The sequence below is a fragment of the Blautia sp. 210820-DFI.6.14 genome (genome assembly GCF_020558815.1).
Taxonomy (GTDB): domain Bacteria; phylum Bacillota; class Clostridia; order Lachnospirales; family Lachnospiraceae; genus Blautia_A; species Blautia_A obeum.
In genome coordinates, this window is record NZ_JAJCKS010000010.1 from 91,654 (window position 1) to 108,480 (window position 16,827).

The 16,827-nt window shown below is 45.5% G+C and carries 14 protein-coding genes; 5 read left to right on the forward strand and 9 right to left on the reverse strand.

The genetic code is table 11. The features are described 5' to 3' along the window. Positions 1-13 precede the first annotated feature (13 nt). Positions 14-1,651, reverse strand: coding sequence for a CTP synthase (locus LI112_RS09625; protein WP_005426374.1), 1,638 nt, complete (start codon positions 1,649-1,651; stop codon positions 14-16). A gap of 166 nt (positions 1,652-1,817) precedes the next feature. Further along, the gene (purF, locus tag LI112_RS09630) at positions 1,818-3,227 is read right to left on the reverse strand and encodes an amidophosphoribosyltransferase (RefSeq protein ID WP_055065544.1); all 1,410 of its coding nucleotides are present in this window, start codon (positions 3,225-3,227) and stop codon (positions 1,818-1,820) included. Between the two features lie 294 nt (positions 3,228-3,521). Between purF and LI112_RS09635 the strand changes: the two genes are divergently transcribed. Next, a complete protein-coding gene (locus LI112_RS09635) occupies positions 3,522-5,633 on the forward strand; it encodes a glutamine synthetase III (protein ID WP_227190634.1) in 2,112 nt (703 codons plus the stop codon). A gap of 250 nt (positions 5,634-5,883) precedes the next feature. After that, positions 5,884-7,626, forward strand: a complete 1,743-nt coding sequence (locus tag LI112_RS09640) for an ammonium transporter (protein ID WP_227190635.1) — start codon at positions 5,884-5,886, stop codon at positions 7,624-7,626. Positions 7,627-7,735: 109 nt separating this feature from the next. Here the strand turns inward: LI112_RS09640 and LI112_RS09645 are convergent, their stop codons facing one another. Next, on the reverse strand, positions 7,736-8,389 hold the full coding sequence (locus tag LI112_RS09645) for a trimeric intracellular cation channel family protein (RefSeq protein WP_227190636.1): 654 nt from the start codon (positions 8,387-8,389) through the stop codon (positions 7,736-7,738). Between the two features lie 193 nt (positions 8,390-8,582). Next, complete coding sequence (locus tag LI112_RS09650) at positions 8,583-9,059, reverse strand: flavodoxin (protein WP_138344079.1); 477 nt, start codon at positions 9,057-9,059, stop codon at positions 8,583-8,585. A 153-nt stretch (positions 9,060-9,212) separates the two neighbouring features. Between LI112_RS09650 and LI112_RS09655 the strand changes: the two genes are divergently transcribed. Together LI112_RS09655 and LI112_RS09660 are read left to right on the forward strand one after the other, a co-directional pair. Further along, on the forward strand, positions 9,213-10,178 hold the full coding sequence (locus LI112_RS09655) for a P1 family peptidase (RefSeq protein WP_138344080.1): 966 nt from the start codon (positions 9,213-9,215) through the stop codon (positions 10,176-10,178). Between the two features lie 27 nt (positions 10,179-10,205). After that, positions 10,206-10,655: a MerR family transcriptional regulator gene (locus LI112_RS09660; RefSeq protein ID WP_227190637.1), complete on the forward strand. Its 450-nt coding sequence runs from the start codon at positions 10,206-10,208 to the stop codon at positions 10,653-10,655. A gap of 245 nt (positions 10,656-10,900) precedes the next feature. Here the strand turns inward: LI112_RS09660 and LI112_RS09665 are convergent, their stop codons facing one another. The 4 genes from LI112_RS09665 to nhaC are packed head-to-tail and all read right to left on the reverse strand — an operon-like array spanning position 10,901 to position 15,863. After that, positions 10,901-11,995: a GGDEF domain-containing protein gene (locus LI112_RS09665; RefSeq protein ID WP_227190638.1), complete on the reverse strand. Its 1,095-nt coding sequence runs from the start codon at positions 11,993-11,995 to the stop codon at positions 10,901-10,903. A 24-nt stretch (positions 11,996-12,019) separates the two neighbouring features. After that, positions 12,020-13,180 carry a beta-aspartyl-peptidase gene (gene iadA / locus LI112_RS09670; protein ID WP_138344083.1) on the reverse strand — a complete coding sequence of 387 codons (1,161 nt, stop codon included), beginning with the start codon at positions 13,178-13,180 and terminating at the stop codon, positions 12,020-12,022. Positions 13,181-13,233: 53 nt separating this feature from the next. After that, entirely contained in the window at positions 13,234-14,412 is a 1,179-nt protein-coding gene (gene iadA / locus LI112_RS09675) for a beta-aspartyl-peptidase (protein ID WP_227190639.1), read from the reverse strand. Positions 14,413-14,417: 5 nt separating this feature from the next. Next, complete coding sequence (gene nhaC / locus LI112_RS09680) at positions 14,418-15,863, reverse strand: Na+/H+ antiporter NhaC (RefSeq protein WP_227190640.1); 1,446 nt, start codon at positions 15,861-15,863, stop codon at positions 14,418-14,420. A gap of 261 nt (positions 15,864-16,124) precedes the next feature. Between nhaC and LI112_RS09685 the strand changes: the two genes are divergently transcribed. Further along, positions 16,125-16,388: a LysR substrate-binding domain-containing protein gene (locus LI112_RS09685; protein ID WP_227190641.1), complete on the forward strand. Its 264-nt coding sequence runs from the start codon at positions 16,125-16,127 to the stop codon at positions 16,386-16,388. Positions 16,389-16,456: 68 nt separating this feature from the next. On the opposite strand, the gene LI112_RS09690 is transcribed toward LI112_RS09685, so the two are convergent. Continuing rightward, positions 16,457-16,645: a 4Fe-4S binding protein gene (locus LI112_RS09690; RefSeq protein ID WP_046415770.1), complete on the reverse strand. Its 189-nt coding sequence runs from the start codon at positions 16,643-16,645 to the stop codon at positions 16,457-16,459. Positions 16,646-16,827: the final 182 nt, after the last annotated feature.

A 16,827-nucleotide genomic window follows, 5' to 3' on the forward strand; every position in this document is an offset into this window, starting at 1 on the left:
CTCCTTTTATTTTTTATTCCTGATTTTGTGCCTGTCGGCTCAGTTTCAGTTTTGCATATTCATCTGCTGCTTTTACAAATCCGCGGAACAGTGGGTGTGCATGGTTCGGTCTTGATTTAAATTCCGGATGTCCCTGTGTTCCTTCATAAAATGGATGATCTTTGATCTCTATCATCTCTACGATATGTCCGTCCGGTGAAGTTCCTGCAATCGTCATTCCTTTCGCTGCAAGTTCTTCTCGATATGCATTGTTTACCTCATAACGATGTCTGTGACGTTCCTGAATTTCTTTCTTTCCAAAAAGTTCAAGTGCTCTGGAACTGTCTGCCAATACACACGGATAACTTCCAAGTCTCAACGTACCGCCCAGATCTTCTACGCTCTCCTGATCCGGCATCAATGCAATTACCGGATGTTTGGTTGCAGGATCCAGTTCTATACTGTTCGCATCTTCATATCCCAGAACATGTCTTGCAAATTCAACAATTGCCATCTGCATGCCAAGGCAGATTCCAAGATACGGAATTTTGTGTACACGGGCATACTGTGCTGCCAGAATCATACCTTCGGTACCTCTATTTCCAAATCCACCCGGAACCAGAATACCGTCTACTTTATGAAGCATCTGATCCAGATTCTTTTCATTCAATTCTTCAGAATCAATCCATATGATCTCTACTTTTGCTTTGCATGAAATCCCACCATGTTTCAGTGCTTCCACAACACTCAGATATGCATCGTGAAGCTGTGTATATTTTCCTACCATGGCAATATTTACAGTGCTTTCCGGATTGCGCAGGTCATTGACCATCTGTGTCCATTCGGTAAGATCCGGTTTGCGATTCTCCAGTCTTAAAGATTCCAGTACCACATCTGCCAGTTTTTCACGCTCCATGGCAAGAGGTGCTTCATAAAGATATTCTACATCAAGATTCTGCAGCACATGGCTGACCGGTACATTACAGAACAGTGCAATCTTTCCTTTGATTTCATCAGTCAGTGGATGCTCACTTCTGCATACCAGAACATCCGGCTGAATTCCCATTCCCTGAAGTTCTTTTACACTGGCCTGTGTCGGTTTTGTCTTCATCTCTTCAGATGCTTTCAAATAAGGAATCAGTGTTACATGAATCAGAATCGCGTTGTCATGTCCCACATCATGTTGGAACTGACGAATAGACTCAAGAAACGGCTGACTTTCAATATCACCAACAGTTCCACCAACCTCTATAATCGCAATTTTTTCTTCATCCTGTTCCTTCGCTCTGTAGAAGCGGCTCTTAATCTCATTGGTGATGTGAGGGATGACCTGCACAGTACCTCCGCCAAAGTCTCCATGACGTTCTTTCTGTAATACAGACCAATAGACCTTTCCGGTCGTTACATTCGAGTTTTTATCAAGGCTCTCATCAATAAATCTCTCATAATGTCCAAGATCCAGATCCGTCTCTGTACCATCATCTGTAACAAAAACCTCTCCATGCTGGATTGGGTTCATGGTACCCGGATCAATATTGATATAAGGATCAAACTTCTGCATTGTTACCTGATATCCACGTGCTTTCAGAAGTCTTCCAAGGGAAGCTGCTGTGATTCCTTTACCAAGACCGGATACAACACCACCTGTAACAAAAACGTATTTTACTGCCATTATCGATTTCCTCCTCCATTTTATATCTTAAACAAAAGGCGTCAGAAGCAGACAAAGTGACAATTCCCTCTATCGCTTCTGACGCCTTTGTCAGATAAGATCTTAAAATATGAGATTTACTATACCTTATTTTTTTTCGTTTGTAAATATGTAATTTCTATAATTTTCAACATCCGCAGTCAATTTTTTTGTTCAGTTCTGCTTCCACATCCATCGGATATTTACCATCAAAGCAGGCTTTACATAATGGAAGGTGACCTGCCATTCCCTCCAGGTAATCACTCTGCATATATCCAAGAGAATCTGCTCCGATCATCTCACAGATTTCCTGTGCACTGTGATTGCTGGCAATCAGCTGATCATTAGATGGTACATCTGTTCCAAAATAGCATGGATGCAGGAACGGCGGAGAACTGATTCGTACATGTACCTCCAGTGCGCCTGCTTTTTTAAGCATACGGATAAGGTTTGCAATCGTTGTTCCACGGACAATGGAATCATCCACCAGAACGATTCGTTTGCCTTTGACCGCAGAATCTAGAACACTGAGTTTCAAATGTACACTGGACTCTCGTTCTTTCTGCGTTGGTTTGATAAATGTTCTTCCAATATAGCTGTTCTTATAAAAAGCAAAGCCAAACGGTATACCCGATTCTTCCGAATATCCCTTTGCTGCCGGGATACCAGATTCCGGCACACCGGTAACAAGATCAGCCTCTACCGGATAGGATTTTGCAAGTGATTTACCGCCTCGGATACGAGCATCATAAATCTTCACTCCATCCATCATACTGTCCAGTCTTGCGAAATAAATATATTCGAATACACAATGGGCATGTTTACCGGTACTCAATTCTTTATTAGACTCAATACCATTTCTGGAAATCGTAATCATCTCTCCTGGCTCAATATCTCTTATAAACTCAGCGCCCACAGAGGTAAGTGCACAGCTCTCAGATGCAAGTACATAAGTATTATCGCGTTTTCCAAGACACAATGGTTTCAGTCCAAACGGATCCCTGACACCAATCAATTTTCTCGGACTCATGATAACGAGAGCATATCCACCTTTCAGCTTACGGGCAGTTTTGAGGACAGCCTCTTCTACTGTTTTGGAGTGCACTCGCTCACGTGCTACATGAAACGCAATAACTTCCGAATCAGTCGTTGTATGAAAAATCGCTCCGTTCTGAATCAGCTCCCATTTCAGTTCCGGGGTATTGATCAGGTTTCCGTTATGTGCCAGTGCAAGTGTCCCTTTAATATAGGACAATACCAGAGGCTGTGCATTTTCTGCCACAGATGCGCCTGTCGTAGAATAACGTACATGTCCGATTCCGAGATCACCTTCCATATTCCGTATGGTATCTTCCCTGAGAACTTCACTTACCAGTCCCAGATCCTTATGAAACTGGACATTGCCACGCTCTCCGTCTGTTCTGGAAACTGCAAGTCCGCAAGACTCCTGTCCACGATGCTGAAGTGATGTAAGGCCATAATAAATGGATGGAACAACATTTCCTCCATCCAGATCATAAATACCAAATACACCACAGGCTTCCTTAATTCCTGCCATCAGAATTTCCTCCCATTATCAATGTTTATCAATGTGAATTTCACCTGTGAATCTATCTGAAATTATAATAGAAGATCGACTTTTGTCAACCCTTGTCCCTTCAAAAATCCATACAAATAAATTCATTTACCCAAACAAAAAATTTGAAATTTTTTTCACAAAAATTATTGACATCCTGATTTTTTTGTGTATACTACATCACATAAGCAACGGCGCTTTGGATTAAATTCCAAGGCGCCTTTTTTGTTTATCTGAGGATAATAAGATTAATGGAATCGAAAGGAGATTTTAATTATGGCACAGAGCATTCCTGAACTTTACGGCAGTCTTGTTTTTAATGACAAGATCATGCGTGAGAAATTACCAAAAGATATGTACAAAGCGCTGAAAAAAACAATCGAGAACGGCACTCATCTTGAACTTGATGTTGCCAACTCCGTAGCAGTTGCCATGAAAGAATGGGCACTGGAACATGGTGCTACTCATTATACTCACTGGTTTCAGCCAATGACTAACTTTACAGCAGAAAAACATGACAGTTTCATTTCCCCTACAGTAGATGGACAGGTGATCATGGATTTCTCCGGCAAAGAACTTGTAAAAGGTGAGCCGGATGCTTCCAGTTTTCCGTCAGGCGGTCTTCGAGCTACATTTGAAGCAAGAGGTTATACAGCCTGGGATCCTACTTCACCGGCATTTATTAAAGACCGTACACTTTACATCCCGACAGCATTCTGTTCTTACAGCGGCGAGGCACTGGATAAGAAGACACCTCTTCTTCGTTCCATGGATACTCTGAATAAAGAAGCAGTGAAAATTCTTCGTCTTCTCGGAAATACCGAAGTTAAACACATCAACACAACCGTAGGTCCTGAACAGGAATACTTCCTGGTAGACAAAGATCTTTATAATAAGAGAAAAGACCTGATTTTCTGTGGACGTACACTGATCGGTGCTCCGGCTCCAAAAGGCCAGGAAATGGAAGATCATTATTTCGGAACTCTGAAGCCTCGTGTATCTGCTTATATGCACGATCTTGATGAAGAGCTCTGGAAACTTGGAATTCCGGCCAAAACAAAACATAATGAAGTTGCTCCTGCTCAGCATGAGCTGGCTCCGGTATTCGATACAACAAACGTTGCAGTCGATCATAACCAGCTGACAATGGAAATCATGAAAAAAGTTGCTGCCAAGCATAATATGGTATGCCTGCTTCATGAAAAACCATTTGAAGGTATCAACGGAAGTGGTAAACACAATAACTGGTCCATGAGTACAGATACCGGCGTCAACCTTCTTGATCCTGGCAAAACACCTGCTGAAAATACTCAGTTCCTGGTATTTCTTGTAGCTGTTATTAAAGCAGTTGATGATTATGCAGATCTGCTCCGTATTTCCGTTGCAAGTGCAGGAAACGACCATCGTCTTGGTGCTAACGAAGCTCCGCCGGCAGTTGTTTCTATCTTCCTTGGAGATGAACTGTCAGAAGTCCTCAAAGCAATCGAAAACGATGAATTCTTCGCAGGACACGGTGCTGTTCAGATGGATATCGGTGCAAAAGTACTTCCACACTTTGTAAAAGATAATACAGACAGAAACCGTACTTCTCCGTTTGCATTCACAGGAAACAAATTCGAATTCCGTATGCTTGGATCTTCTTCCTCTGTTGCAAATCCGAACATCATTCTCAACACTGCTGTTGCAGAAGTTCTGCGTCAGTTCTATGAGAAACTGAAAGATGTTCCGGCAGATGAAATGGAATCTGCCGTACATGAATTACTGAAACAGACAATCATCGACCACAAACGTGTTATCTTCAATGGAAACGGTTATACCGATGAATGGCTGGAAGAAGCCAAAAAACGTGGTCTTTATAATCTGGTATCCACACCGGATGCACTGCCGCACTTCATCGATGAAAAGAATGAAAAACTTCTTACAAGCCATCATATTTTCACAGATGCAGAGCTGCATTCCCGTTATGAGATCAAACTGGAAAACTATGTAAAAACTCTTCACATTGAAGCAAATACACTGGTTGAGATCATTCAGAAAGATCTTCTTCCAAGTATTACTACATATATGGAAAAACTTGCTCAGACAGCGTCTCTCAAGAAATCTGTTGTTCCGGATATCTCTGTATCCACAGAAGCATCTCTTCTTTCCAGACTGACTGAGCTTGCCGAAACAATGACCAAAGATCTGGAAACACTGAAAGCAGATACTGCAATGGCCGAATATGAAGTTGGCAAAGATCTTCTCAAGAGTGCAAAGCTCTACCAGAGCGTTGTTCTCACCGATATGGAAAAAGTTCGTGTTTCTGCGGATGCAGCTGAAGCGCTCATTCCGGATTCTATTCTTCCATATCCAACCTATGGCAAACTGTTATTCTCCATCTCCGACTGAGAATAAGAGAATACATTGATAATTTCACAATGGTAAAACCGGGGGATGTCATTATGAACATGAACTACTTCATAATTCATTATCGATTTCCTCATCCATTAATCACACGATACGAGACATCCCCTGTTTTACATATACATTTGATTCGTAAAGGCGCGAGAATGATTTTTCATCATTCCCGTGCCTTTTCAATTTTATTTTAAGAAACTGTTAAACTGCTAAACTTTTTAAGGGAAAGAGAGGTAACTTTATGGACTATTCATCAGTAAACACAATCTGGGTACTTTTAGGTGCCGCACTTGTCTTCTTTATGCAGGCAGGCTTTGCTATGGTAGAGACTGGCTTTACCAGGGCAAAAAATGCAGGTAACATCATTATGAAAAACCTTATGGACTTCTGTATTGGTACTCCTACCTTCTGGATCGTCGGATTTGGTATCATGTTTGGAGCCGGTAATGGATTCTTTGGAAAGATTGGCGGTATTGCCACAGAAGCTAATTATGGTTCTGCAATGCTTCCTGACGGTGTTCCGTTCTGGGCATTTCTGATCTTCCAGACTGTATTCTGTGCAACATCCGCTACTATCGTATCTGGTGCCATGGCAGAACGTACAAAATTTTCTTCCTATTGTATCTACAGCTTCCTGATCAGCCTGATCGTTTACCCGGTATCTGGTCACTGGATCTGGGGCGGTGGTTTCATCAGCCAGATGGGATTCCATGATTTTGCAGGTTCCTGTGCAGTACATATGGTCGGCGGTGTTGCAGCATTTATCGGTGCTCTCATCCTTGGACCTCGTATCGGTAAATATTCCAAGAGTGGAAAATCCAAAGCGATTCCTGGACATAACCTTACCATCGGTGCTTTAGGTGTATTCATCCTCTGGTTCTGCTGGTTCGGATTCAATGGTGCATCTACTGTCAGCATGGAAGGTGATGCCATTGTAAGTGCAGGTAAAATCTTCGTAACTACAAACCTTGCAGCAGCTGTTGCAACAGTAACTGTTCTTGTCATCACATGGATCAGATACAAAAAACCTGATGTTTCCATGTCCCTCAACGGATCTCTTGCAGGTCTGGTAGCTATCACAGCAGGATGTGATACAGTTTCTCCGACATCCGCAGCTATTATTGGTATTATCTCTGGTTTTGTTGTAGTATTTGGTATTGAATTTATTGACAAAGTACTCAAAGTCGATGACCCTGTTGGTGCTGTCGGCGTTCACGGATTAAACGGTGCCTTCGGTACTCTTGCTGTTGGTCTTTTCTCCGATGGTACAGGTACAGAATGGAAAGGTCTTCTTGTAGGCGGTGGTTTCCACGGATTTGGTGTACAGTTTATCGGAATGATCATCACCATTGCATGGGTTGCTGTTACTATGACAATCATCTTCCAGGCACTCAAACATACCGTTGGTCTTCGTGTATCCGCTGAAGAAGAGATCGAAGGTCTGGATTCCAAAGAACACGGTCTTACAAGTGCTTACGACGGATTTGTTGTACATGATACTATGACAGTTCCAACTCCTATGGGCGTTACAAAAGCAACACCTTCTGCAAATACTTCCGCAAACGTTGCTCCTGCTGAAGTTGCTGATACTATTCCTGAACTTCCAAGAGAAGGCGTACATAAACTGACAAAAGTTGTTATCATCACACGTCAGAGTAAGCTTGAAGAATTCATGCATGCAATGAACGAAATCGGTGTTACCGGTATTACCATTACAAACGTTATGGGATGTGGTGTACAGAAGGGTGCCCGCTCCTACTACCGTGGTGTTGAAATGGATATGAACCTGCTGCCGAAGATCAAGATTGAAATCGTAGTCAGCCTTATTCCTGTAAGAACTGTTATTGAGACAGCTAAGAAAACACTTCATACAGGTCAGTACGGTGATGGTAAAGTATTTGTATACGATATCGAGAACGTCGTTAAGATCCGTACCGGCGAAGAAGGATTCGAGGCTCTTCAGGATACTCAGCCGCTGGAATAATTTAAAAACAGTAAATAACCTATATATTGGATTTCCTCTTTTAAGCGAAAACAGCTCTTCTCCATGTCGGGAAGGGCTGTTTTTCATATGCTCTGTATTAATTTTTCTGCTATTCACTTCTTGTCAGTTTCGGAAGATTCCACCGGTAATGTGCTGCCAGATATCGAATTAAAATCACAACTGCAGATGCTCCGACCATAGAAACAACTGCACCAAAATTCCGGTACAGCACCACACAGACGATCGCACCAACAATTGATGCACAGGCATAGATATGCTTAACCAGAATATATGGCGGCACTCCTGCCATGATATCTCGCAGCAAACCTCCTCCAACTCCGGTGATCGTTCCAAGAAACACCAACAGGAACATATAATTCACATAGCCATGTGAAATTCCCGTATTCACTCCTACTACTGTAAAAATCCCAAGTCCGATGGAATCCATGACCAGCATGATCTTGTCGTAAGTTTCCCGGTTATGCCCCTGCAGAAGTTCTTTTTTCAGATACAAGATCAGAAAGACCACACACGATGTAATTGTCGCTACCAGTGTATAGATTGGATTCTGGAACATTGCCGGTGGTACGATTCCAAGAATCACATCTCTTATAGCTCCACCACCTACGGCTGTCGTAACTCCCAGTACGATCACACCAAAAATATCCATCGCCCGGTCCACTGCAATCATCGCTCCCGAAGCTGCAAACGCAACCGTTCCGACCATTTCCATAATAAAGGTAATAAGCTGCTGATAATCCATAATTTTCCCTCTCCGGTTTCCCCTGTTCTATGAAATTTCATTATACTATATTTTTTTATTCTTGCAATTACATATTACAATATTTTTTTATCCGGCGAATTTTTTTTGTATACAAAAAGAGCGGTACACCCCCACTTCCTTTCAGAAGAAAAGTTGTATCGCTCTTTCTGCATTCATATCTTATCTGTCCGGCTTACATCCCCTGTGATTCAGCCCATGCTTTCAATGCATTTTTGTCCGCACTGCCGAACCGTTTTCCTTCTTTCCAGTCCGCATTCGGTGCACATTTCTTCAGGATGCTGTCTGTCTTACCCATTCCACTTCCTCCGGAAGTTGCAAATGTTGCAATTTTCTTTCCTGTGAAATCATAACTCTCAAGAAATGTATTGATAATGGTCGGTGCCACATACCACCAGATTGGGAATCCTACAAATACCGTATCATACTGTCCCATATCCGGTATTTTATTTCCAATTTCCGGTCTGGAATCCGGATTACTCATTTCCACACTGCTGCGGCTCTTTTTATTCATCCAGTCCAGATCTGCTGTTGTATACGGAACTGCCGGCTGAATCTCAAATAAATCTGCCCCTGTCACTTCTGCAAGTGTCTTTGCCATTTTTTCTGTTACTCCACTTGCTGAAAAATATGCTACTAATTTCTTTGACATGATAAAGTTTCCTCCATTCTGTTTGACATTGAATTTTTAATTTGTTACTATGAGTATAGCACTTAAACCTGACTTTAGGTCAATACCTTTGAGTAAAATATAAGAGTAAATTCCGGTTTTATTTTACGGTTTTACAGATTATGGAGGAATATCATGGATGTTATCAGTATCAAAGACTTTCCTGGGATCCGCATTGGAAATGCACAGAATGTCGAGGGAGGAACAGGCTGTACCGTTATCCTGAGTGAAAGCGGCATGTGTGCGGGACTTGATGTCCGCGGGGGCGGTCCTGCTTCAAGAGAAAGTGAACTTCTCAAACCGCTTGCCAGCGCACAGACGATCCACGCCGTACTTCTCGGCGGAGGCAGTGCATTCGGGCTGGATGCCGGCGGCGGTGTCATGCAGTTTCTGGAAGAAAAGGACATCGGTTTTGATGTAGGTGTGACTAAAGTACCTCTTGTCTGCCAGTCGGATCTCTTTGACCTGACCGTAGCCGATCCACACTGCCGCCCGGATAAGGCAATGGGATATGAAGCCTGTAAGAATGCTTATCTTGACAATTACCAGGATGGAAACTTCGGTGTGGGCACAGGAGCAACCGTCGGTAAATTTAAGGGGATGGATTTCTGTATGAAATCCGGCATCGGAAGCTACGCCGTACAGATCGGTGAACTTAAAGTCGGTGCGATCGTTGCGGTAAATGCACTCGGCGATATTTACGATCATCACTCTGGCAGGATCGTTGCCGGTCTGCTCAGCGAAGACCGTAATTCTTTTGCTAATTCTGCAAAACTACTCTATCAGTCCTATAAAGTACATGAAAACAAATATGTCGACAACACCACGATCGGTGCCATCATCACCAATGCACGCTTCGACAAAAGCCAGCTCTGCAAGATTGCCGGTATGACACATAATGGCTATGCCCGTTCCATCCGTCCGGTCCATACTTCTGCCGACGGCGACAGTATCTACGCTCTTTCTGTCGGAACCGTTGCTGCAGACTGCGATATGGTCGGCACGCTTGCAGCTGATGTCATGTCAGAAGCGATCCTCTGTGCTGTTCGAAGTGCAGAATCGGCTTATGGTTATCCTGCGCTTCGTGATCTTAAATTTTAAATTCAAAACATCAGGAGGTTTTTTATTATGTATTCTATCGGAGAAGTATCTGAAATGTTTGGTCTGCCTGTCTCTACGCTCCGCTATTATGATAAGGAGGGGCTTTTTCCGGATATGATGCGTGTCTCCGGAGTCCGTAAATTCAGCGACCGTGAGCTGGAGACTCTGCGTGTCATCGACTGTCTCAAAAAATCCGGCATGGAGATCAAGGATATCCGCCAGTTCATCGAATGGTGCGCCATGGGGAAGGAAACCTACCCGCAGCGCCGTGCCATGTTCCAGCGTCAGCGTCAGAACATCGAGGCTGAGATCGAGCGTATGAACCAGGCACTTGATATGCTGAAATACAAATGCTGGTTTTATGACCAGGCAATGAAAGGTGTCAGCGAAGAACAGCTTCATGCGATGATCCCGGATTCCATGCCAGAAGAGATCCAGGAAGCCTACGCTCACGCCCACAAGACAAAATCCGCATAATTTTTTATTATTTAGTTCCGTAATCCCCTCATTTGCGCCCATTGTGATGCGCTTTACCTTCGGTTCCCGTCCATAACTGAACTCTTCCCGGATAGCTGAGCGGATCCGGGTACCGCCATTGTATCCGTGGATCACCCGGATCTTGTAGACGGCAGTTCCGGCCTGATCCACCTTTTTCTGAATAGCCGCAACCGCATCTTCCGTGCGCATTCCGTGTACATCAAACTCGATAATGGGACTGTTCATCATCTGCCCTTTCTCTCCTTGTGTTCCTTTTTATCCTCATACATTTTCTGGTCTGCTCTCGCCTTGGTGTCGCGGATACTCTCCTGCTCAAGAAGCTCCGCACTGCCATAGGAGACAAACGGCAGAATGGAAACCACCTTTCTGCGTTTTTCCATCACCCAGAAGAATTTCTCTTTGCAGAGTTCTTCCTTTTCCGGTTCCCGCAAAAGAACACAGAATTCATCTCCTCCAATGCGGTAACAGTTTCCATAACGGCTATAGGCTTTTTTCAGGCATCCGGCAATTTCCCTCAGGCACCGGTCTCCAGCCAAATGGCCGTACGTATCGTTGATGTACTTAAAATCGTCCAGATCCAGCACAATCAGCATCCGGTCCTCCGGACGCAGATTCAGAGTCCGGTTTAAGTAGCTCTTCTGGCTCAGCAACCCGGTCAGGCCGTCTAACTGGTTCCACATCTCATTGCAGTACAGAAAATACAGCACCGCATTGAGCGTGACACAAAGCCAGGTAATATGTACCGATGGAATCAGCACCTGGACCAGAGTTCCCACTGCCAGAAACCCAGTTAGACCATAAATCAGCTCCTTCCCACGATTTTGAAAGTTTCGCGCCATCTCCAGCGTTTTTACCAGCAAATACATAATTCCCGCATAATACATGATCATGTAGATGTGGAACCCCTTCTGTCTGGAATAGTGATTTGCCGCATCCACCGTAAATACCAGTCCGCTGGAGAAAAGGGAGACCGTCAGAACCAGCAGATACAGAATTTCTGCAGCCGCCGCAATTTTCACCCCCCAGGACATACGCTTGGAACGTTCCAGCGTATAAGCCAGACAAATTGGGACAACCGGTGTCAGGCCGAATCCGAGATAGTTGGACATCACATTCAGCCAGCGCAACCAGACCGGTCCGTCATCCACCAGCACGGAAATCATCTCCAGAATGGAGATTCCACCAATCAGAATAAACGTGGCAAGAAACCCTTTTGCCTGTTTGGGATTCAGGGTTTCGCTTAACTTCACCAGACCGCACATAAAAATCAGGACGAACAGGTTGATGGCAGTCAGTATAAAAAAGTATAAGTCAGTCACAGTCCTTCTCCTGTATGTTTTTCCTTACTGCTCGAATCTGCCCTTCATCTTCACTTCCTGCTCCCACACAGCGACCTTGCCGCGGGCAAACAGGCTGTTGATGTTGAGATTCTCATCCAGTATCAGAAGGTCTGCGTCTGCGCCTTCCGCTACACAGCCCTTGATTCCTTCTTTGCCAAGGAGTACGGCCGGAGTGCTGGTCAGAAGCTGTAAGGCATCCTCCAGCGGCATGCCCTCTCTTACCAGAATCTGGATGGTACGGTGCAGATACTTCGGGGACGCGTAGGTCAGGCCAATGCACTCGCCCTCTTCGTTGAAGCGCGGCTGGCTTCCGAACGCGTCACTGGACATGGTTACATGATCCAGGCTCACACCTTCGCGGTGCAACAGCTCATAGAGCTTCAGAGCATCGGATTCGACCTCCACATCATCGGCGCCGGCGGTGCAGTCAATGTAGCCGCCACGGCGTACCAGATCCGCGCTGGCATCAATCAGGCCAGGATTGCGTAAGATGTGGGTCGGCAGCAGGTTCTTGGCTGGAACGTCGGAATGATCCAGCACATAGAAAATCGGATCCAGTCTTCCCTCTCCGTCACCCATGTGCATGGTTACCAGGCCAGGGGTATTGCTGAGTAAGCCGGCTCTGCGCGCTGCAGTAGCCAGCGCGATTAGCTCTTCTCCGCCTGGGTTGGAGCTTCTGTGGTCCGATACCGCTACCTTCACACCAATCATCGGCGGAACCAGGATGATATCGCGCTCTACACTTCCGGTCAGGGTGGTCGGCGGGTAACCATAGGAACTGGTCAGAGTGTACACGGTCATGCCCTCTTCGGTCAGGGCGCGAGCTTTTGCGACCAGATTTTCCACACTGCGGGTTACGCCATCGGTTCCCAGAAGTCCGACTACCGTGGTAATACCATTTTTGAAGAATTCACTGAGCTGGGATTCCGGTACACGGGATGCCGGACCCTGCTCTCCGCCGCCGCCTGTGATATGCACGTGCATGTCAATGTAAGCCGGAACAACGGTCTTTCCCTCCAGATCATAGGTTTCCACTCCCGGAAGTCCCTCATATCCCTCAATAGTATCCTGCATCAGAAGGATTTTTTCCCCCTCAATAAGGATATCTTTCTTTCCCAGTTTCTCCGGTGCGTACACATTCGCGTTTTTCAATAACTTGATCATAATGTCAATTCTCCTGTCTCTTTCTTTTCCGCTTTTCTATTTCAAAGCTTCTGTCAGTCTGTCTCAAAGGTGCCTTTTACCAGTGCTTTTCCATACTCCACCATTTTCTGTCCACGGGCAAATACCGTATCTACCAGAAATTCCTCATCCAGGATCACAAGATCCGCGTCGCTGCCCGGACGGATGCAGCCCTTTTTCGAGAATAATCCGTTGGCTCTGGCCGGGTTCTCCCCGCAGATGCGGATGGCTTTTTCCACCGGAACCCCTGCCTTTACAGCATCACGCACTTCCTCATGCAGGGAAGAAAGCCGGGTAACCAGAAGCTTTGCGCCGCCATCCGGCAGCGGAACACTCATACTTCCGTTTCCATCGGAACTCATGGTGATCTGCTCCATGGGAACACCCTCTTCCATACAGATGCGGATGGCCTCGCTTGGCTTGATGCAGTTCGTAAAGCCGTCCTGCTCCCGGATTCCGGAGGTAATGTCAATATAGCCTCCCCGCCTCGCCAGCTCTTTTGCCTGCTCAAACAGATGCGGCGCACGGTTTACATGGGTTGGTATCATATGGCGGGGCGGAATCTCTGTCTCATCCAGAATGTCAAACAGCATCTGGATTCCGTTCTTTCCGACTCCCATATGGAACTGCACCACACCGGCCTTGGCAGAAAGCATGCCGCCCAGTCTCGCCTGGGTCAGGATTCGTTTCAGCTCATCCTTGGTAGGCTGGGAGGAACGGTGGTCTGACAGCGCGATTTCTCCGATTCCAAGGACTTTGTCGATCAGGATAATATCGCGCCTTGCGTCTCCGGTCATGGTTCTAAGCGGGATTTCGTAGGAAGCAGTCAGCATATAAGCGCTGATTCCTTCTGTTTCCAGCCCCCGCACTTTCGCAAGCAGGGATTCCGGATGGCGTCCGGTTCCGTCGGTTCCGAGAACGCCAATAACCGTGGTTACTCCAGCTGTGGTTACATCGGAAAGAAATACTTCCGGAGTCCGGCTATAAGGCCCCGCCTCGCCGCCCCCGCCAATTACATGAACATGCTGGTCCACATAACCAGGAATTACCGTTTTTCCATCTGCAGAAACAACTTCCACCGGAACAGAAAGTTCCGGTGGATCGATGTGTTCTGCCACAGAAAATACTTTTTCATCTACGATCAGGATATCACGGATTCCTTTTGGATCCGGATCATACAGATTCGCATTTTTAATCAAAAGCACTCTGGACATCGTATTTAGTTCTCCTTTTTCTTCTCATCATCGAGCTTGGCAATACCAAATCCGGTAAAGCCCCAGATGATCGCAAAAATCCAGCCGGTGTAGCACAGGATTGCCCATGGAAGGTAATCCAGAGTCTCTACGCCAAGGGTGGAAGCCATGTAAGCACCTGCTGCGGACCACGGGATCAGCGGTACAACTACGGTACCGGCATCCTCAAGGGTTCTGGACAGGTTCTTTGCCGCAAGCCCGCGCTCTTTGTAAGCGTCACGGAACATCTCGCCCGGAATCAGAATGGAAAGGTAAGAGTTACCGGTGGTCAGTGCCATGGTAATGCAGGCTGCAACGGTTGCGGTGATCAGCGCACCGGTACTCTTTGCCACGCTTAAGATCTTCTGGAGTACCACATCCAGACAGCCAGCCCGGCTCATGATACCTGCGAAGCAGAATGCGCAGAATACCAGAAGTGTGGTACTCATAATGCCGTTCATACCGCCGCGGTTTAACAGCTTGGTTACGGCCTCGGAACAGGTCTCGGTGTCAAATCCTGCACGGTGGATCATGGATACATTAAAACCGTTTACAGTTGCATTTAACACATCTCCTAACGCTACGTGCTGAATGAAGACACTCTCCAAGCCTGCTACAAAGGTAGAAAGAAGCATAACCGGAATGGTTGGCTTGTGAAACAGGGAGCCGCCCAGCACGATCACTACCGGAATGATGATCAGCAGGTTCCAGCTGTACATGGAAGAAAGCTGGCTTAATAAAGTAGTAACGGTGTCAGAAGTAATATCTGCGCTTACATCTGCGTTCATACCAACAATGGCATATACCACCAGGGAAACGATGGTTGCTGGGACAGTGGTGTAGAACATATGTCCGATATGCTCATACAGTGTGCTGCCTGCCGCGATTGGAGCCAGATTTGTGGTATCGGACAGCGGAGACATCTTGTCACCAAAGTAGGAACCTGCGATGCAGGCACCTGCGGTAGCCGGAAGGGATACGCCAAGGGCGCTTGCGATTCCCATCAGGGCAACACCCATGGTTGCAACGGAACCCCAGGAGGTACCGGTAACAACCGAAACCACTGCCTCGATCAGGAACGCGGTAACCAGCATGAATTTCGGGTTTACGATCTGGACGCCGTAATAAATCATCATCGGAATGGTACCGGCTGCCATCCAGGTACCAACCATAGCGCCAACACATACAAGAATCAGGATGGCCGGCATGCCCTTTGCGATCTTGGTGCAGATCTCATCCATCATCTCATCCCAGGTAACGCCTACACGGAACGCGATAAATGCTGCGATTGCAGCTACCATGATCAGAAGCGGCTCTGTGCTGTAGCCGAATACGCCTTTTCCGATGGTAAGGATCAGGAGCATTGCGACGATCGGTGTGATCGATTCCGCAAAAGTGGGCAGACGTTTGGCCCGTTCTTTCTTTTCTTTCATTTGTAGTTTCTCCTTTTAGCCTCCTTCGTGACAGTTTCACTTTTATCACGACAGAGTATTAAAAATCGGACTTATTATATCAGAAAAGATGACGGGCCACAACTAAAACTTTATATTTTTTTATTTTTTGTGAGTTTTATAATTAGTAGTATAAAGAACAGCAGTTCTGATGCTACTAATTTTTTTATTTAGGGTTGTGCAAAATGTCCAACCATCTGGACAAAAAGCAGAAAGGAAAATAATACGGATTCTGTGCAGGTCATGACACTGAACAGGCAGTTCAAGGCAGTCGGTGTGACTCCACACATTTTACTCAATACATGTCAGATTACTACTTTACTTAATATGATAAAATCTGACCGGGTTGGAACTTTCCTCTATCGTTCTATCGTGGAGGCACATCCTGATATTGTAGGAATTCCTGTCATGCCTTCCATCGAACAGCGAATCGGTGTCATCTGGAAAAAAGGTAAATACCAGAACACTACGACCGAAAAAGTAATTAAATTTATTGAAAACTTCTAATAAAAAAGAGAACAACTACAGATTATATACTGCTATAATGGCAGATTCTGTATTTGCTCTCTTTTTATTTACTCATCCCAATCTCTGATCGCCCCCGGTGGACAAATCTCTGCACAGGCCCCACAATGTCTGCATTTACTCTGATCGATCACTGCCGGCTTTTTATATACGTCAATGCAATGCTCCGGACAGGCTTTCACACATAAGCCACAATTAATGCAGTCTGTATTTATATAATATGTAATCTCTTCGTCCATCTGTCGTATCTCCTTTATCTTATCTATGTCACTTACAAATGTGGTTACCTTTTTGATTACCTATATAAAATTTCAAAAACAAAAAACGCCAGAAACCTTGACTCACAAGACTTTCCAACGTTATTAAGAGCAGGGGATGAGAGAATCGAACTCCCACCAAAGGTTTTGGAGACCCCTATCAT